The organism is Saccharopolyspora oryzae, assembly GCF_027853915.1.
Taxonomy (GTDB): Bacteria; Actinomycetota; Actinomycetes; order Mycobacteriales; family Pseudonocardiaceae; genus Saccharopolyspora; species Saccharopolyspora oryzae.
The window spans coordinates 37927-54499 of the sequence record NZ_JAQGLA010000007.1; the positions used below are offsets into that span (position 1 = coordinate 37927).

The following is a 16573-nucleotide window of genomic DNA, read 5'->3' on the forward strand; positions in this document are numbered from 1 at the left end:
AGCTTCCATCTCCGCATCTGACCGCAGAGTACCGGTTATCCACAACGCAATCCGGTGTTGAATCTGGGAAATCCCAGCCACAGCCCGACAAGGATCTCGGGATGAAAACGCCGTCTTCCCAGCTAGACGAACGGATCAGAACTCGAGCGCCCAGCGCTGTAGCCGCCAACGCGACAGGCAGGAAGAAACCCCATAACGCCCGTTCGGCCTAGAACCGAACTGCATTTCAACCAAGTCCCGCAACACGAGCGTCAGCGCTGTTCCCTCCGCTCGTCAGCGACAACATCCGCACCAAACCCTTGAAAGATCTGCTTGACTCGAATGGCCGAACTTCACGCGAACTGGTTGAGACCCTCCTCCATGACCTCCAAGCTGGGCTGCTGTCAGCTCATGCGTGTCAGCGCGGGAAGGAGACGCGTGGCGGGTCGTCGAATCGGCGGCGCGGGCGGAGGTTCGGATCCAGCTCCGCGCAAGGGAAATGCCGCAAGCCTCGTAGTTGCCGGCACGCTCGCTTTCGCTGTCGCGTCGGGAAGCGGCGCGCTGAGCACAGGCTCGGCCGTCACAGCGGAGTCTGCGGCCGGCGAATCGGCGGTAGGCGAATCGACGAATGCGGTGACGCGGAACACCGCGTCGCGAAATCTCAAGGCGCGCAAGACAGATGCCAAGCGATCGGTTCGCCGGGGACAGGCGGAAGACGCATGGCGACGAATGGGATTGCGCAGGTTGCGGCAGTCCGACAAGGTTCCGGCAGCCGATTGCATTGCGCACTCGTTCGGGGAGGTCCGTGAGTTTCTGGTCCGCAATCCGTGCAGATCGCTGGACAGGATCGTCTTCGCCGTCGGCGATGATCGGGGAAACGCAGCGGTCGTTTCCGTGGCATGGGTCGAGTTCCGCAATCGCAGTACGGTTCGGAAGTTTCAACGACTGGAGGATCGCCACGGCACGGGCGACATCAAGGCGTTGGGCAGTTCTCTTCTCGCGATGAGAGATATCGAGTTCACCGGCCACCACTACAGCACAGAACCGAGGGGAACCGCCCTCACCATCGCGGAAGCTGAAACGATCTCCGGTACCTACAGCGCCGACGACCTCGACGCCATTGCCGAAGTCGCAGCCTTGCTCCCCAGGCCGTGACAGCGACTGCCTCTCACATGAGGCGCTGAAGGCGATTTCGCAGCGCGATGGATCGCGGGTCGCCGAACTCAGCCAGAGAGCCGAAAGCCTCCCGCGCATGTTGCTCGCAAGTTCTGCTATCGGCTCCAGCGCTGATGAGCGCGTTCGTCAAGTGGAAAAGCGACACTGCGAGCCTCCACCGGTGACCGGTTTGCCGGTTCAGCGAGACAGCGCGCCGATGGAAGTTCACGGCTTCCTCCGGCTGCCCGAGTTCCTGGTAGGTTTTGCCTGCCTCGTCGAGCGCCTGTGCTTCCCTGCCCCGGTCGCCGAGCCGTTGCTGGATCGTCGCAGCACGTTGGCACGGCACGAGTGCGTCTCCGAGCTTTCCAGAAGCACGTTGGACACGGCAGTATTCCAGGAGCCAGTGCGCCTCGGCCGCCTCGTTTCCGTGATCGCGAGCCAAACCGAGCGCGCGATCGATGTTCTCCGCAGCCCGATCAGTCCTGCCCTGTTCACGTTCCAGCCGGCTGGTCAGGTAGTGCGCGTTGCCCTCACCCGCGTAGTCCCGTTCCCGCCGGAGGATCTCCAAAGCCGCACCCAGCAGGTCCGACGCTGCACCGTATTCGGTCAGTTCGAGGCACACTTCAGCAAGATTGCCCAGCACGAGTGCCCGCCAGTACGCGTTCTCGGGTTGTGTCAGCAGCGCAAGCGCATCGCTGAACGTCAAACGGGCATCGGCTAGTTTCCAGCGTCTCAGGTGCAGCAGGCCCAAGCCGTTGAGCGCGATCGCCTCTCCCAGTGAATCGCCGAGTTCTCGCCGGAGGGACAGCGTTGCGACGTGGTACTCCTCGGCCTCGTCGGGTCGCTGCGACTGCGTGTAGGCCATGGCCAGGCTGTCGAGCAGCTCGACCTCACCCGCCTTCTCACCCGCAGCCCGCGCCGAGGCCAGGCCAACGTGTCCCGTCGACAGCCAGTCCCCGAACGGGTTGAAGTTCATGTACACGCCGCGCAGCGTCGCTGGCAGCTGCCACGCGATCCGATGCAGTCCTGCTTCGGCCGCTGCGGAGGTCGCCGCCACGAGGTTCGACCGTTCTGCTTCGTACCAGCGCAAAGCATCGTCGGCATTCGCCAGCACGGGGAGATCGATGTCAGGTACCTGCCCCAGCGGCATCTGCGGCTCGTGCGGACTGAGCAGCGCACGCACCCGGTCAGCGGTGAACAAATACCAGTCCAGTGCCCGCCGAAGTGCTTCCGCGCGAGCTTCAGCGGTTTCTTCCTGCCTCGCCTGTTCAGTCGCGTAGCTCCTCAGCAGATCGTGCACCTGATAGCGATCATGGGCGATCTGCTCCACGAGGTGAGCATCAGCGAGCACCTCGAGCCTCTGCCGTGCTTGGCTGAACGTCATGGCGGCCAAAGCTGCTGCGGAGGAGACGCTGAACTCAGGTGCCGGATGCACTCCCAGCAGTCTGAACAGCGCAGCAGCATCCTCGGGCAAGGCTCTGTAGGACCAGGCGAAAACACTGCGGACAGCATCTGCCTCGTCCTCGTCATCGGTCGACAGAGCATCCCACAGCCCCGACTCATCACGGAGATCCTCGATCAGCTCATGCATCGCCATGCGCGGGCGCCGCGCAGCCCGCTCCGCAGCGATCCGCAACGCCAGAGGCAAACGGGCGCAAAGTCCGGCCAACTCGGTCAGCTCGGCCTCGGAAACCGCGGGCCGGTATTCCGCTGTGATACCACGCAGCAACGCCACGGCCTCGTCTTCTGCCAGCACACCAAGAGTCACGCGGTGCGCTCCTTCGCGAAAAACCAGCCCTGACAAGTGATTCCGACTTGTCACGACAACCAGGCACCCCGCTGTTCCAGGAAGCAGCGGACGCACCTGACCAGCAGTGGCGGCATTGTCCAAAATGATCAACACTTGCCGCCCCGCCAGCAAGGACCGGTACAGCGCAGCCCTGTCGTCCAGTTCCGGCGGAATCTCACCAGCCGGGACTCCCAGGGCCCGCAAGAACCGATCGAGCACCTGCTCCGCAGTGGCCCGCGGCCCGGGATCATAACCGCGGAGATTCGCGTACAACTGACCATCGGGGAACTGCCCACTCACCTGATGCGCCCAGTGCAAAGCCAGCGACGTCTTGCCGACCCCAGCTGTCCCAGCGATCACGCACACGGCCACCACCAGCGGTTCCGCGGAATTCCCGGCCAAAGCTCTGTCGAGCCGACGCAACTCCTCCGTGCGATTCACGAACGTACGCACATCGGCGGGGAGTTGCCGCGGTCTGATCTGACCAGGTCTCGACGCAGCACCGTGGAAATGAACCCCGCCATGCACGCTGCCGGCTTGAACGACATCGCCTGCCGAACCGGACAGCTCTGACGACGTACGACCAGGCTGTTCGTCCTCACCACCGCTAGCGGCTCTGGCAGACATCTGAGAACTCCAGAACAGGAGGTGGCAGCGCAACGACCTCTCGCTGGAAGAACCGACCGATATCCTCGCCCCGGTGAAAGAGTTCTCGGAAAATCTTCTTGCAGCGCAATGCGACTGCCTCATCCTCGTACCGGACCGCACCGGCCAGCACGCCACCATCGGTGTAGACGATCTCGTAAACTGTTTCCTGACCAACCGTCAGGATTTCCGGTAGCGGCGCCTCGCTTTCGAGCGAGGCCACCTGATCAGAACCGACGACGCGGATCTGCTCCCCGCACTCGGCGCGGACAACCAGACTATGCAACTCCCACTGGAGATATGGCGTCAGCGGTACTTCAACGACCCTTATCCGAAGAAGCTCCACACCGAGCTGATCAGCCTCCCGGACCTCTTCGGCGAACTCGTCCCGCTGACTCTCCACGATCCGGAGCGACTCGCGCCAACCGTGCTCGACCAGGGCATCCCAGCTGGGATTTCCAGGTTCGCGAAAGCTCTGCCGACGCTCCAGCTTCCACGATGCGTACCCGCCGGACGCAGCGAATCTCGTACCGAAATCACGCTGGTACTCAGACAGGCCGAGCCGCACACCCAGCCCTGAAGCCCCCTCAAGCATCCGGAATATCTTCCTTCGCCGCTACGACCATGTTGCGCGGGAGCACAACAAGCCGCTCATCCTCGGCGATCGTCACGCCCTCAGGCAATCGTGACGCATAAGACGACGTCAGATCACGCCCTATGAACGCCACATCACCGTTGTCGAGCTCCCAGATGTCAGGGCATCCGGTACGCCCGGTCGTGTCCCCGAGCTCCGCCGCCGACTTGCCCAACCTGCGCGAGAACGACGCGGACGAATCCGCCTCCCATGGCCTGCTCACAGCCACACCCCCACATCTCGATCCCGAGATCAAGAGTTCAACTATATCGAACCCGCGCCTTCCGAACATGCCCTTACCGGGCGAAGCATCAACGGGAAATCCTGGGCACACGCCACTCGGCATTGCTCCGGTCAGCGTGAGGATTTCACCCTTTCAAGCGAAGGCGAACGCGACACAAGGAGCTGTTCACAGCAACCTCAGTCCTCTCGGAGAGCTGGTCAGGGCGCGGTGAGTCGGGCGACGTAGACCGTGTTGGCGGACGTTCCGCCGCCGTAGGGGTTGTCGAAGGGGACCACGTGGGCTTCTGCCGTTTCGAAGACCTCGGCGAGCGCTGCGGTGAAGTCCTCGTCCGGCGAGTCGTCCGACCACAGCGCGAACACCCCGCCCGGGTGGAGGTGGCCTGCGAGGCGCCGGAGTCCTGCGGGCGTGTAGAAATCGGCGTGGCCGGAGTCCAGGGTGTGGCGCGGCGAGTGGTCGATGTCGACCAGGATCGCGTGGAACCGCCTTCCGGGTTCCTCCGGGTCGAACCCGGAATCCGCAGCGGCCATGGCGAAGAAATCACCCTCCACGAAGCGGTTCCGCGGGTCCGCGGTCAACGACTCGGCCAGCGGCAGCAAGCCGCGCTGATGCCATCCGATGACCTCGCCAAGCCTTTCGACGACGGTCGACGAGCGCACCCGCGGATCGTCGAGAACGGCGCGCGCGGTGCAACCGAGCCCGAGCCCACCGACCACGACGTCGAAATCGCCGCCGGACAGCTCGGCCAGGCCCAGCTGCGCGAGCTCCTCCTCGGCAACGGAGAACAGGCTCGACATCAAGTACTCGTCGTCGAGTTTGACCTCGTAGACGTCCACGTCGAGCAGCGGATCCCGCCGGCGGCGCAGGCTGATCACACCGATCGGCGTCTCCTGCCAATCGATCTCCTCGAACCGAACGCCCATCTCGCCCACTCCATCCCAGATCCACCCGCAACAGCGCCGGGTGCCGTTCAGCCGGCTCGCTCCGCCGGAACCGATCCCGGAAGCACATCACACCTGCGAGCCCCCGGCCGGAACCGGGCCGACACGCTCGCCCGCGCGGCGGGGAGACGCGGGTCACGTTCGGTGATGTCACAAGGCGTCCGGTCATCTCGTCTCGGGTGGTGTACGCACCGGATTCCGCGGAGGAGCACACCATGGACGCTCGACTCGACTACCTCTCCAGCCCGACCGCCGGGAAGATCATCAAGTACGTAATGTCGGCGGGCAAGGCGCTCAAGGAATCGCCGCTGCCGACCACGACCATGGAGCTCGTCGCGCTGCGGGTCAGCCAGATCAACGGCTGCGCCGTCTGCATCGACATGCACACCAAGGACGCCGCCGCGGCCGGGGAGAGCGCGGTGCGGTTGAGCCTGGTCGCGGCGTGGCGGGAGGCCACCGTGTTCACCGGACCCGAGCGCGCCGCGCTGGAGCTGGCGGAGGCGGGCACCCGCATCGCGGACGGAGCCGGGGTCAGCGACGAGGTGTGGGCTCGCGCCGCCGAGCACTACGACGAGGAGCAGTTGACCGCACTCGTCATCACGATCTCCTTCATGAGCATGGTGAACCGGCTGAACGTCATCACCCAGCAGCCCGCCGGTTCCTACGAACCCGGCCAGTTCCACTGACCGGCACGGCCAGCGGTCCGACTGCCGGCGGGCGTTGCCCGTCCCGCCGGCAGTGCGGATGATCAGCACCTGCCCCGGCGAGCGCGGCCGGGGCTTCGAGCGAACGGAGTCGTGGTGACCAAGGTCGAGGAATTCGAGGAGCTGCGGCCGCTGCTGTTCTCGATCGCCTACCGGATCCTGGGCAGCGTGGGCGAAGCCGAGGACGCCGTGCAGGAGACGTGGCTGCGCTTCGACGCCTCGTCGACGAAGCCCACGTCGACCAAGGCGTTCCTGTCGGCCGCGGTCACCCGGATCTCGATCGACGTGCTGCGCTCCGCGCGGGTGCGGCGGGAGGAGTACGTCGGACCGTGGTTCCCTGAGCCGCTGCTCGACGAGCCGTACCAGGATCCGGGCCGGTCGGCGGAGCTGGCCGACTCGGTGTCGATGGCGGCGCTGCTGCTCCTGGAGCGGCTCAGCCCGCTGGAGCGAGCCGTGTTCGTGCTGCGGGAGGTGTTCGCCTTCGGGTTCGACGAGATCGCCGAGGCGGTCGGGCGGTCGGAGGCCGCGTGCCGACAACTGCTGGTGCGGGCACGGCGGCACATGCAGGACGGCCGACCGCGGTTCGCCGCGGACCGCAGGCAGCGGCAGGAACTGGCGGCGCGCTTCTTCGCCGCGCTGGAGAACGGCGACATCGACGAGCTGCAGGACCTGCTGGCCGCCGACGCGCAACTGGTCGGCGACGGCGGTGGGAAGACCCCGCAGCTGGCCCGGACCATCGTGAGCGCGGCGAAGGTGGCCCGGTTGCTGGGGACCGCCTTCCCCCTGCTCGCCCAGATCGACGTGACCTCCGAGCTGCACGAGATCAACGGCCAGCCCGGTGCCGTCTTCCGCGACCGGGACGGCAAGGTCCTCAACGCCATGGTCCTCGACGTGCTCGACGGCAAGATCCAGACCATCCGCAGCGTGAGCAACCCCGACAAGCTCGACCACATCGGGCCGGTCGCGGACGCGTGGGCGCTCGACCGGGAACTGCGGCAGACGCGCAGGCACTGGAGCTGACCCGGCACGGACCGGTTCGCGCTATGGTGCGGCAGTCCGCTGTTGATGTCGGGGGCTAGGACGTGGCGCCGCTGCACGCACGACGTTCTCGGCGCCGACGTGCCGGGCTCTCCGCTCTGGGAGGAGGTCTGGTTCCACCGTGGTCGATGAGCGGGCCAGCACGCCACCAGACACCCGGAGCCCGGCTCTTCTGCGAGTCCTCACCGGCCACACCGACTGGGTCGGATCCGTGGCGATCAGCCCCGATGGAACCTGGCTCGCCGGCGCTGGCGGAGACCACGCGGTGCGGCTCTGGAACACCGACGGAACCGAACGCACCATCCTCACCGGACACACCGATTCGGTCTACACCGTGGCGATCAGCCCCGACGGAACTTGGCTAGCCACCGCCAGTTTCGACGGGACAGTGCGGCTCTGGAGCGCCAACGGCACCGAACGCGCCAGCTTCCCCGGCCGCACCGACCAGGTCCGGCCGGTGGCGATCAGCCCAGACAGCACCTGGCTCGCCACCACCGGCTCGGATCACGCCGTCCGGCTCTGGAACGCCGACGGCACCGAACGCGCCGTTCTCACCGGCCATACCGGGGCCGTGACGTCCGCGGCGATCAGCCCGGACGGAACCTGGCTGGCCACCACCAGCGAGGACGAGACAACGCGACTTTGGAACGCCGACGGAACTGAACGGCCACCCTCCCCGACCACGCAGATCAGGTCGTCGGAGAAGTTGCGATCAGTCCTGACGGCACCTGGCTCGCCACCACCAGTTCCGACCAGACCGTCCGGCTCTGCAACGCCGACGGAACCGAACGCGCCGTCCTCACCGGCCACACCGGCTGGGTCGACTCCGTGGCGATCAGCCCCGACGGAACTTGGCTCGTCACCACCAGTTCCGACCAGACCGTCCGGCTCTGCAACGCCGACGGAACCGAACCCGCCGTCCTCACCGGCCATGCGGATCTGGTCGACTCCGTGGCCATCAGCCCAGACAGCACCTGGCTGGCCACCACCAGCAGGGACCGAACCGTCCGGCTCTGGAACACCGACGGAACCGAACGCACCACCCTCACCGGCCACGCGGACTGGGTCGGGGAAGTGGCGATCAGCCCCGACGGAACCTGGCTCGCCACCGCCAGCGGAGACCACACGGTGCGACGCTGGAATGCTGAAACCCGGTCGTCGACACCAAGCGATGGGCGCTGATCGCTCCGATGGCCCGCCGTGGTCATCCATCGCGTTGTTCCGGGTCAGCCTTCGACTTCCGACCAGCAACGACGCGTCGAGGACTCCCGAACGGTGGTAGTCGCCGGTTATGCTCGGCGCGCCTGGGTCCGCCCTGGTTCGCGTCGTCAGCATCGCCGCTGGTGAGCGGTGCTCGTGTTGGGAGGCTTGCCACATCATGACCCGTGCGGAATCCACTGCGACGACGTCGACCGAGTTCGGTGTGCTGCGGGAGATCGAGCAGAACGTGCTGTGGCTGTCGAGCGCGCTCGTGCACCACGCCAACCGCGTGCGGCCGAACCCGTCCGGCTTGAAGGTCGGCGGCCACCAGGCGTCGTGCGCGTCGATGGTGTCGATCATGACGGCGCTGTGGTTCCGCCACCTGCGCCGGCAGGACCGGGTTTCGGTGAAGCCGCACGCCTCCCCCGTCCTGCACGGCATCAACTACCTGCTGGGCGAGCTGGACGAGTCCTACTTGACGACGCTGCGCGAATTCGGCGGCCTGCAGAGCTATCCGAGCCGGACCAAGGACCCGGACCCCGTCGACTACTCGACGGGTTCGGTGGGAATCGGTGCCACCGCGACGATCTGGGGAGCGCTCGCCCGGCGTTACGTCGACAGCAACGTCGCTCCCGTCGACAGCGGTCGCCAGTACGCCCTCGTCGGCGACGCCGAACTGGACGAGGGGGCGGTGTGGGAGGCGATCCTCGATCCGGGCACCGCCGAGCTGGGCGAGCTGGTGTGGATCGTGGACCTCAACCGCCAGTCGCTGGACCGCGTGGTGCCCAACATCGCGGCCGGTCGTCTGGCCGGCATGTTCGACGCCGCGGGATGGCAGGTCCTCACCCTGAAGTACGGCCAACTGCTGGAGTCGCTGTTCGCCCGCGCGGGCGGGGACGCATTGCGCGAGCGCATCGACTCGATGCCCAACCCCGAGTACCAGCGGCTCCTGCGCTGCTCCGCCGAGCAGCTCCGGGAACGACTGCCGGGTCGGGGAGCCGGGGCCGACCGGATCGCCGCGCTGATCGACGAGATCGACGACCAGACGCTGGCGGCGGCGATCCGCAACCTCGGCGGCCACGACCTCGAAGCGCTCGACGGAGCGCTTTCGTCCATTGAGGACCATCGGCCCACGGTCATCTTCGCCTACACGGTCAAGGGTTACGGCCTGCCCACGCAGGGACATCCGCAGAACCACTCGTCGCTGCTGACCACCGAGCAGATGCAGGAACTCGCCGATCGCATCGGCACGGACCTGGAGCACCCGTGGCAGCGCTTCGCCGAGGACTCCGAGGCGGGTTTGCTCTGCGCCCGCACCAGCGCACGCCTGCGGCGGGAGAACCCGCCCCTGACCGAGGTTCCCGAGCTCCCGGCCGACATCGGGCGGACTCCCAGCGGCGTCGCCACGACCCAGGCGGCGCTGGGCCGCGTCCTGCTCGACCTGACCCGGGAGGCACCGGAGGCAGCGGGGCGGATCGTGACCGTCAGCCCGGACGTCAGTTCCACCACGAACCTCGGTGGCTGGGTGAACAAGGCGGGCGTCTGGTCGGCCGCCGAGCGGGTGAACTGGTTCGCCGACGACGCGGAGACGATCCTGCACTGGCGCGAACGGCCGGGCGGCCAGCACGTCGAGCTCGGCATCGCGGAGACGAACCTGGTCGGACTGCTCGGCGAGCTCGGCGCGACCTGGAGCCGGTGGGGACAGCCGCTGCTGCCGATCGGCGTGATGTACGACCCGTTCGTCGAACGCGCCCTGGAACCGTGGTCGTTCGGCATCTACGCGGGCGGGCAGTCGATCCTGATCGGCACCCCCTCCGGGGTCACGCTCGCCCCCGAAGGCGGCGCGCACCAGTCCATCACCACTCCGTCCATCGGCGTCGAGCAGCCGGGATGCGTCACCTACGAACCGGCGTTCGCCATCGACGTCGAGTGGTCGCTGCTGGCGAGCCTGGCCCTGCTGGGCAAGCCGGGTGGGAGCTCGGCGTACCTGCGGCTGTCCACCCGGCCCGTCGAGCAGTCCCTCGCCGCTGTTCCGACCGACCCGGCGGCCCGGGAGCGCCGACGCAAGCAGGTCGTCGCCGGCGGGTACGTGCTGCGTCGCTCCCCCGAGGCGCGCGTGACCATCGCGTCGATGGGCGCGACGATGACCGAAGCGCTCGCCGCGGCCGACCGCCTGCGCCAGATCGGCATCGAAGCCGACGTCGTGTGCGTGACCAGCCCGGGCTTGCTCTTCGAAGCCCTGCGCGCACGGCAGGGGCGCTCGGAGCACCCGAGCTGGATCCTCGACCAGATCTTCCCGGCGTCCGCGGCGAAACCGCTGGTCACCGTGCTCGACGGCCACCCGCACACGCTCGCCTTCCTGGCGACGATCAACCAGGTGCCCAGCCGCACCCTCGGTGTGACCGGCTTCGGCCAGTCCGGAAGCCTCGAAGACGTCTACCGCCACCACGGCATCGACACCGACAGCATCATCCACGCAGCCCTCGACCTCGTGGACTGACCACCGAACGCTCAGGAGAAGGCGTAGGTGAGGGTCAGGACTTCGGGGCGGGCTTCGGTGGCGCGACCGGACAGTCCGGCGAGTTCGCCCGTGCCCGAGTGCGGGACCACGGTGCCGAAGGTGCTCTGGTCGTCGCCGTCGGCCAGACCTCCGTGCTGGATCACGAAAGTGCCCTGGCGGCCTTCGAGGGTCCCGGTGATGAGCTCGGATGCGACGTAGCCGGCACCTGCGGTGCCCTGCGCGGTGAGCACCTCGGCGACCCCGGTTCCTTCCAGCGCTCCCCGGTAGGTCTTGCGGATGAGGATCCTGGTCAGCTTCGGGCCCTCGTCCGGCTCGTGGTGCGGTTGCTCGTCCCAGCTGTCGATGTCGAACTCCGCCTGGATCGTTCGGGGAGCGGGTTCGGTGCTCCACTCGACCAGTTGCAGCACGACGCCGTTGGGGTCGGTGACCTGGAAGAGCCGTTCGCCCCAGGGTTCCTCGCGCAGCGGCATGGTGATGTTGGCGCCTGCGGTGCGCAAGCGTTCCTGCTCTTCCTCGATCCCGGTCACCGTGAAGGCCAGGATCAGGCCGGACGCGCGCTGGTCGCGCTGGGCTTCGGGCAGGACGTCGGTCCCGCGTTGCAGCAGCACTACGTCGGCTGCTGCGCCGTCGCGGGTCAGCGAGACGAATCCCTCGGCGGCGTGCGCTTGTTCGTAGCCGAAGTGGGTGGTGAGGAAGTCGCGGGAAGCGGCCACGTCGTCGACGGTGAGCGAGGTGGTGGTTGCGGTGATGTTCAAGGTCGTTCCTCCGTCAGGGGGTGATGCGGGCGAGGGCACCGTGTTCCAGTGCCGTCCACAGTGCACTGTCGGGGCCGAGGGCGATGCCGTGCGGCTCGGAGCCGGGGGTGGGCAGGTCGTGGGTGGCGATCGCGCCGTCGGTGGTGATGGAGCCGACCCGGTTGCCGCCCCACTCGGTGAACCACAGCGCGCTGTCGCCGCCGGGAGCGATGGCGTGCGGGCGGCTGGTCCGGTCCGGCAGCGGGAATTCCGTCACCTGGCCGTCGACGGTGATCCGGCCGATCTGCCCGGCGGCGATCTCGACGAACCACAGCGCTCCGTCCGGCCCGGCGGCGATCCCGACCGGTGCAGCCGCTTCGGTCGGGATCGGGTGGACGGTGACCGCGCCGTCCTGGCCGATCCGGCCGATCGCGTTGGCCTGGTTCAGGGTGAACCCCATCCCGCCGTCCGGTCCGGCGGTGATCGCGGACGGGAACGCACCGGTCGTCGGGAGCGGGAACTCCGCCACCTCGCCGTCGGTGGTGATCCGCCCGATGCGGTCGGCGGCGGTCTCGGTGAACCACAACGCGCCGTCGGGGCCTGCTGCGATGCCGTACGGCCCGCACTCCGGCAGCGGGAACTCGGTGACCGCACCGCCGGTGGTGATCCGGCCGATCCGGTGTGCCTTGTACTCGGTGAACCACAACGCGTCGTCCGGCCCGGCGACGATGATCGTCGGCCCGGACTCCGGATCCAGCTGGTAGCTGGTCGGCTGCTCGCCGGGGACGAGCCGCCCGATCTGACCACTGTGGACGAGCGTGTACCACAGGGCGCCGTCGGGGCCGGTGGTGATCGCGTACGGGCCGTTGCCGGGCACGGCGTGTTCCTCAACTGCGGTCATCGGATCCCCTCCGCGATGCGGGCGATGTCGGCCGGGGTCCCGGCCATGATGGTGCGGGCGTGTTCGGTGACCAGCTCGACCGGCCAGTCCCACCAGGCGGCGCGCAACAGCCGGTCGATGTCGGCGTCGGTGAAGCGCTGCCGGATCACGCGCGCCGGGTTGCCGCCGACGATCGCGTACGGCGGCACGTCGGCGGTGACCACCGCTCCCGCGGCGATGATGGCGCCGTCCCCGATCGTCACGCCGGGCATCACCGTGGCCCGGTAGCCGAACCAGACGTCGTTGCCGACCGCGGTGTCGCCCCGGCTGGGCATGCCGGTGACGATGTCGAGCGTCTTCTCCGCCCACTCGCCGCCGAACATGGTGAACGGGAAGGTCGACACGCCCATCGTCGGATGCTCGGCGCCCGCCATCAGGAACCGGGTGCCGGCGGCGATCGCGCAGTACTTGCCGATGATCAGCCGTTCCGGCCCGTAGGCGTAGAGCACGTTGCGGTGCTCGAACTCGGTCGCACCGTCCGGATCGTCGTAGTAGGTGTACTCGCCCACCGCGATCGTCGGTGAGCTGATCAGCGGTTTGAGGAACACCACCCGCTCGTGCGCGGGCAGCGGGTGGCGGGTCATCGGGTCAGGTGCCAACGTGCAACTCCTGGTTCGGGTGCGGGAACGGGGTCGAGGAAGCCGTAGACGCGGCGCAGGCGGGCGTGCTCGGTGACCAGGACGGCGAACCCGATGATCACGGGCAGACCGTCGACCGGCGCGAGCTCCCAGGTGAGGCGCGCGATGTGGTGGTGGCCGTCGACGCTGCCGGCCAGCCGGTACACCAGGTCCGGGAACTGCCGTTGGGCCGTGGCCACCACGTCCTCGACGGCACCGCGGCCCTCGGCCGTCACGATCGGGTCGACGTAGCCGGCGTCCTCGGCCCAGAGCTCCCGGACGAGCGCCCGGCGTCTGACCGGATCGCGCTCGTTCCACGTGGCCAGGTACCGCCTGGCCAACTCGTCGAGATCGGACATCGCCCCTCCTGCCGCTGTGCTCGGTGATCACGCTACGGCCGGGGACGCGGTGCGGAATCCGTCACAGCCAGGCAATCCGGCCCGGGATCGCCGGTCGGGTTAAGTACTGTCACCGGGTGTTGCGCGGACGGGATGCCGAGATATCGGTCATCGACCGGCTGCTGGCGGACTGCCGGGCCGGTCGCAGCGGGAGCCTGCTCATCACCGGGGAACCGGGCATCGGCAAGACCGCACTGCTGGAGCACGCGGCGTCGGCCGCCGACGGGCTGCGGATCGTGCGCAGCACCGGGATCGAATCCGAGGCGCACCTGCCGTTCGCCGGCCTGCACCTGCTGCTGCGACCGGCCCTCGACGGCACCGACGCGCTCCCCTCGCCGCAAGCGCGTGCCCTGCGCGGGGCGTTCGGGCTCTCTCCGGCCGAGCCCGGCGACCGCATGCTCGTCGGTCTCGCCGTGCTCTCCCTGCTCGCCGAATTCGCCGACGGCGGGCCCGTCCTGTGCCTCGTCGACGACGCGCAGTGGCTGGACCGGGCGTCGGCCGAGGCCCTGCTGTTCGCCGCACGGCGGCTCGACGCCGAGGGAATCGCGCTGGTCATCGCGGCCCGGCCGGGATTCGCCGCGCCCGGACTCGCCCAGCTGCCGCTGACCGGGCTCGACGCGCCCGCCGCCGCCGAGCTGCTGGCCGAGCACGCCGCCGCGCTTTCCCCCACCGACCGGTACCGGGTGCTGGCCGAGGCACAGGGCAATCCGCTCGCTCTCCTCGAGCTACCGGCCGCGCTCGCCACCGATCGACCGGTCAGCGGTCAGGCCCTGCCCATGACCGACGCGGTCCAGGCGGCGTTCCTCGACCAGGTGCGGCAGCTCCCCGAACCCAGCCAGCACCTGCTGCTCGTCGCGGCCGCCGAGGACACCGGTGATCGCGACGTCGTCCTGCGCGCGGCCACCGCGCTCAGCTGCCGACCGGCGGACCTGGTGCCCGCGGAGGCGGCAGGACTGATCCGGGTGGACAACCGCACCGTGCACTTCCGCCACCCCCTGGTGCGGTCCGCCGTCTACCAGTCGGCGCCGGTGAGCCTCCGCCTCGTCGTGCACACCGCCCTCGCCAAAGCCCTGACCGAGCCGGACGACGCCGACCGGCGCGCCTGGCACCACGCCGTGGTGGCCACGGGGCCTGACGAGCAGGTCGCTGCGGAGCTGGAGCGCACCGCTCAGCGGGCCGCCGCGCGCAGCGGTTACGCGGCCGCGTCGGCGGCCTACGAGCGGGCCGCGCAGCTGACGCCCTCCGGTGCGGACCACTCCCGCCGGCTAGTGCTCGCCGCCGAAGCGGCCGCCGAGGAAGGTGCCGTCGAGCGCATGGCCGAACTCGCCGGTGCGAGCACCGACGACCCGACCCTGACCGTCCGCGCCATCCGGGTCCGCGCTGCGGCGGCGTTCCACCGCAGCTCGCTCCGCACGGCCCGCGAGCTGCTGACCGAAGCAGCCGCACTCGCGCAAGCCGACGACCTGGCGCTGGCCACCCACCTGATGCTCGACGCAGTGCACACCGCCTGGTACCTCGGAGAAAACGAGATCGCGGACAGCGCTGACCGGCTGGTCGCTCTACCGCTGCCGCCCGACGACCCGCTCACCCACGTCGCCAGGCTGCTGACCTGGGTTGTGCGGACCTCGATCGGGCAGGCAGACCCGGGCTCCCTCGCGGAGCGGATCGCGGACGCCCGGCGGACCGGGTTCGGCGGTCCGCACGACACGATCCTGGTCGGCGCCACCAGCCTGCAGGCCGCCGGCCAGGACACCGAGGCGTACCAGGTGACCCTCGAACTCCTCGCCCAGTGCCGCGACCAGGGCTGGATCGGCCGGACACCGCCGGTGCTGGTGTGCCTCGCCCGGGCTTCGACGTTCCTGAGCCGGCACACCGACGCCTGGGACGAGGCGACGCAGGCGCTGCAGATCGCGCAGGAGCTCGGACATCGCCAGTGGATCGCCGAGACCAGCGGTGTGCTGGCCTACCTGGCCGCGGTCGCAGGTGACGAGCAGCGCTGCCACTCCTTCGCCGACGAGGCGCTCACCGCACCCGAACCCGGCGCACCCCCGCCCGGCATGTCCTGGGCGCAGTGGGCGCTGGCGCTGCTCGACCTCGGCAACGCCCGGTGGGAATCCGCCCTCACCCGGCTGACCGCCCTGCACACCGGGCCGGTGCGGCACCAGCTTCCCGGCCTGCGCAGCATCCCCGACCTGATCGAGGCGGCAGCGCGGCTCGGTCGAACGGCCGACGCCCGCGAGCCGCTCGCCCGGCTCACCGACTGGGCGCACCACGCCGAACAGCCGTGGATCGACGCGCACGTCCAGCGCTGCCGCGCGCTGCTCGCACCCGACGCGAATGCGGCGGAGCTGTACGAGACCGCGCTGCGGTCCCACCCCGACGACCGGCAGTTCGAACGCGCGCGAACCGCCCTGCTCTACGGCGAATGGCTGCGCCGCGCTCGCCGCAAGTCCGAAGCCAGGACCCAGCTCCGCAGCGCGTTCGAGACGTTCCGCAGGCTCGGCGCCGCACCGTGGGCGGAACGAGCCCGCGCCGAACTCGATGCGACCGGAGACGTCGTGCCGGCAACCGAGGACGGAGCGCTGGCGGCGCTCACCCCGCAGGAGCGCAAGATCATCCGGTTGGCCGCGCGCGGACTGTCCAATAGGGACATCGCCGCGCAGCTGTTCCTCAGCCCCCGCACCGTCGGATACCACCTGTACAAGGCATTTCCCAAGCTCGGCGTCACCGCGCGGACCGAGCTCGCCGCCCTCGAACTCGCCGACACCTCACCATGACCGGAGCTCCTGACACGCCAGCTGGGTGCCTGCAACGAGCAAGCACCCAGCTGGCGCAGATCCTTCGCGCATCGATCTGAACTGCTACGTCAGGACTCCGAAACTCCAGTCTTCACAACGGTTTCATTGAGTTCTTTTCGTCCTGTCCGGACTGCGAGTGCGAAGCACGACCGGCACCGCGCGACGAGGGCCGCATGCGCCGTCAGGCGCATAACCCACCCTCGCAACCGGCACCGCCGCGGGTTCTCAGCGTTCGCCTG

Annotated in this window: 13 protein-coding genes and 2 pseudogenes; 7 read left to right on the plus strand and 8 right to left on the minus strand. The window is 68.7% G+C overall.

Annotation, left to right across the window (positions count from 1 at the left end; all coding sequences use genetic code 11):
* Positions 1-360: 360 nt before the first annotated feature.
* Complete coding sequence (locus OU415_RS06915) at positions 361-1134, plus strand: hypothetical protein (RefSeq protein ID WP_270947739.1); 774 nt, start codon at positions 361-363, stop codon at positions 1132-1134.
* Between the two features lie 13 nt (positions 1135-1147).
* On the opposite strand, the gene OU415_RS06920 is transcribed toward OU415_RS06915, so the two are convergent.
* The 4 genes from OU415_RS06920 to OU415_RS06935 form a co-directional block, all read right to left on the minus strand.
* On the minus strand, positions 1148-3364 hold the full coding sequence (locus tag OU415_RS06920; protein WP_270947740.1) for a tetratricopeptide repeat protein: 2217 nt from the start codon (positions 3362-3364) through the stop codon (positions 1148-1150).
* Positions 3365-3530: 166 nt separating this feature from the next.
* Positions 3531-4163 carry a DUF6879 family protein gene (locus OU415_RS06925; RefSeq protein WP_270947741.1) on the minus strand — a complete coding sequence of 211 codons (633 nt, stop codon included), beginning with the start codon at positions 4161-4163 and terminating at the stop codon, positions 3531-3533.
* Positions 4156-4425: a hypothetical protein gene (locus tag OU415_RS06930; RefSeq protein WP_270947742.1), complete on the minus strand. Its 270-nt coding sequence runs from the start codon at positions 4423-4425 to the stop codon at positions 4156-4158. The genes OU415_RS06925 and OU415_RS06930 overlap by 8 nt, the downstream gene beginning before the upstream one ends.
* Before the next feature lie 218 nt (positions 4426-4643).
* Positions 4644-5366, minus strand: a complete 723-nt coding sequence (locus OU415_RS06935) for a spermidine synthase family protein (protein ID WP_270947743.1) — start codon at positions 5364-5366, stop codon at positions 4644-4646.
* Between the two features lie 233 nt (positions 5367-5599).
* Here OU415_RS06935 and OU415_RS06940 point away from each other — a divergent pair, with 233 nt between their 5' ends.
* From OU415_RS06940 to OU415_RS06955, 5 genes and pseudogenes are all read left to right on the plus strand, one after another.
* Complete coding sequence (locus OU415_RS06940; RefSeq protein ID WP_270947744.1) at positions 5600-6070, plus strand: carboxymuconolactone decarboxylase family protein; 471 nt, start codon at positions 5600-5602, stop codon at positions 6068-6070.
* A gap of 114 nt (positions 6071-6184) precedes the next feature.
* Positions 6185-7108 carry an RNA polymerase sigma-70 factor gene (locus OU415_RS06945; protein WP_270947745.1) on the plus strand — a complete coding sequence of 308 codons (924 nt, stop codon included), beginning with the start codon at positions 6185-6187 and terminating at the stop codon, positions 7106-7108.
* A 139-nt stretch (positions 7109-7247) separates the two neighbouring features.
* A pseudogene (locus OU415_RS38295) lies at positions 7248-7763 on the plus strand (WD40 repeat domain-containing protein); the annotation flags it as partial.
* Positions 7764-7804: 41 nt separating this feature from the next.
* Positions 7805-8308, plus strand: a pseudogene (locus OU415_RS06950) (WD40 repeat domain-containing protein); the annotation flags it as partial.
* 196 nt (positions 8309-8504) lie between these two features.
* Positions 8505-10826, plus strand: coding sequence for a transketolase-like TK C-terminal-containing protein (locus OU415_RS06955; RefSeq protein WP_270947746.1), 2322 nt, complete (start codon positions 8505-8507; stop codon positions 10824-10826).
* Positions 10827-10837: 11 nt separating this feature from the next.
* Here the strand turns inward: OU415_RS06955 and OU415_RS06960 are convergent, their stop codons facing one another.
* The 4 genes from OU415_RS06960 to OU415_RS06975 are packed head-to-tail and all read right to left on the minus strand — an operon-like array spanning position 10838 to position 13497.
* Positions 10838-11602: a DUF3224 domain-containing protein gene (locus tag OU415_RS06960; protein WP_270947747.1), complete on the minus strand. Its 765-nt coding sequence runs from the start codon at positions 11600-11602 to the stop codon at positions 10838-10840.
* A 13-nt stretch (positions 11603-11615) separates the two neighbouring features.
* On the minus strand, positions 11616-12482 hold the full coding sequence (locus OU415_RS06965) for a Vgb family protein (RefSeq protein ID WP_270947748.1): 867 nt from the start codon (positions 12480-12482) through the stop codon (positions 11616-11618).
* The gene (locus OU415_RS06970; RefSeq protein ID WP_408641816.1) at positions 12479-13105 is read right to left on the minus strand and encodes a CatB-related O-acetyltransferase; all 627 of its coding nucleotides are present in this window, start codon (positions 13103-13105) and stop codon (positions 12479-12481) included. Before OU415_RS06970 ends, OU415_RS06965 begins: the two co-directional genes overlap by 4 nt.
* Positions 13102-13497, minus strand: a complete 396-nt coding sequence (locus tag OU415_RS06975) for a nuclear transport factor 2 family protein (RefSeq protein ID WP_270947750.1) — start codon at positions 13495-13497, stop codon at positions 13102-13104. The genes OU415_RS06970 and OU415_RS06975 overlap by 4 nt, the downstream gene beginning before the upstream one ends.
* A 116-nt stretch (positions 13498-13613) precedes the next feature.
* On the opposite strand from OU415_RS06975, the gene OU415_RS06980 reads away from it, so the two are divergent.
* On the plus strand, positions 13614-16313 hold the full coding sequence (locus OU415_RS06980) for an AAA family ATPase (protein WP_270947751.1): 2700 nt from the start codon (positions 13614-13616) through the stop codon (positions 16311-16313).
* The last annotated feature ends 260 nt before the right edge of the window (positions 16314-16573 follow it).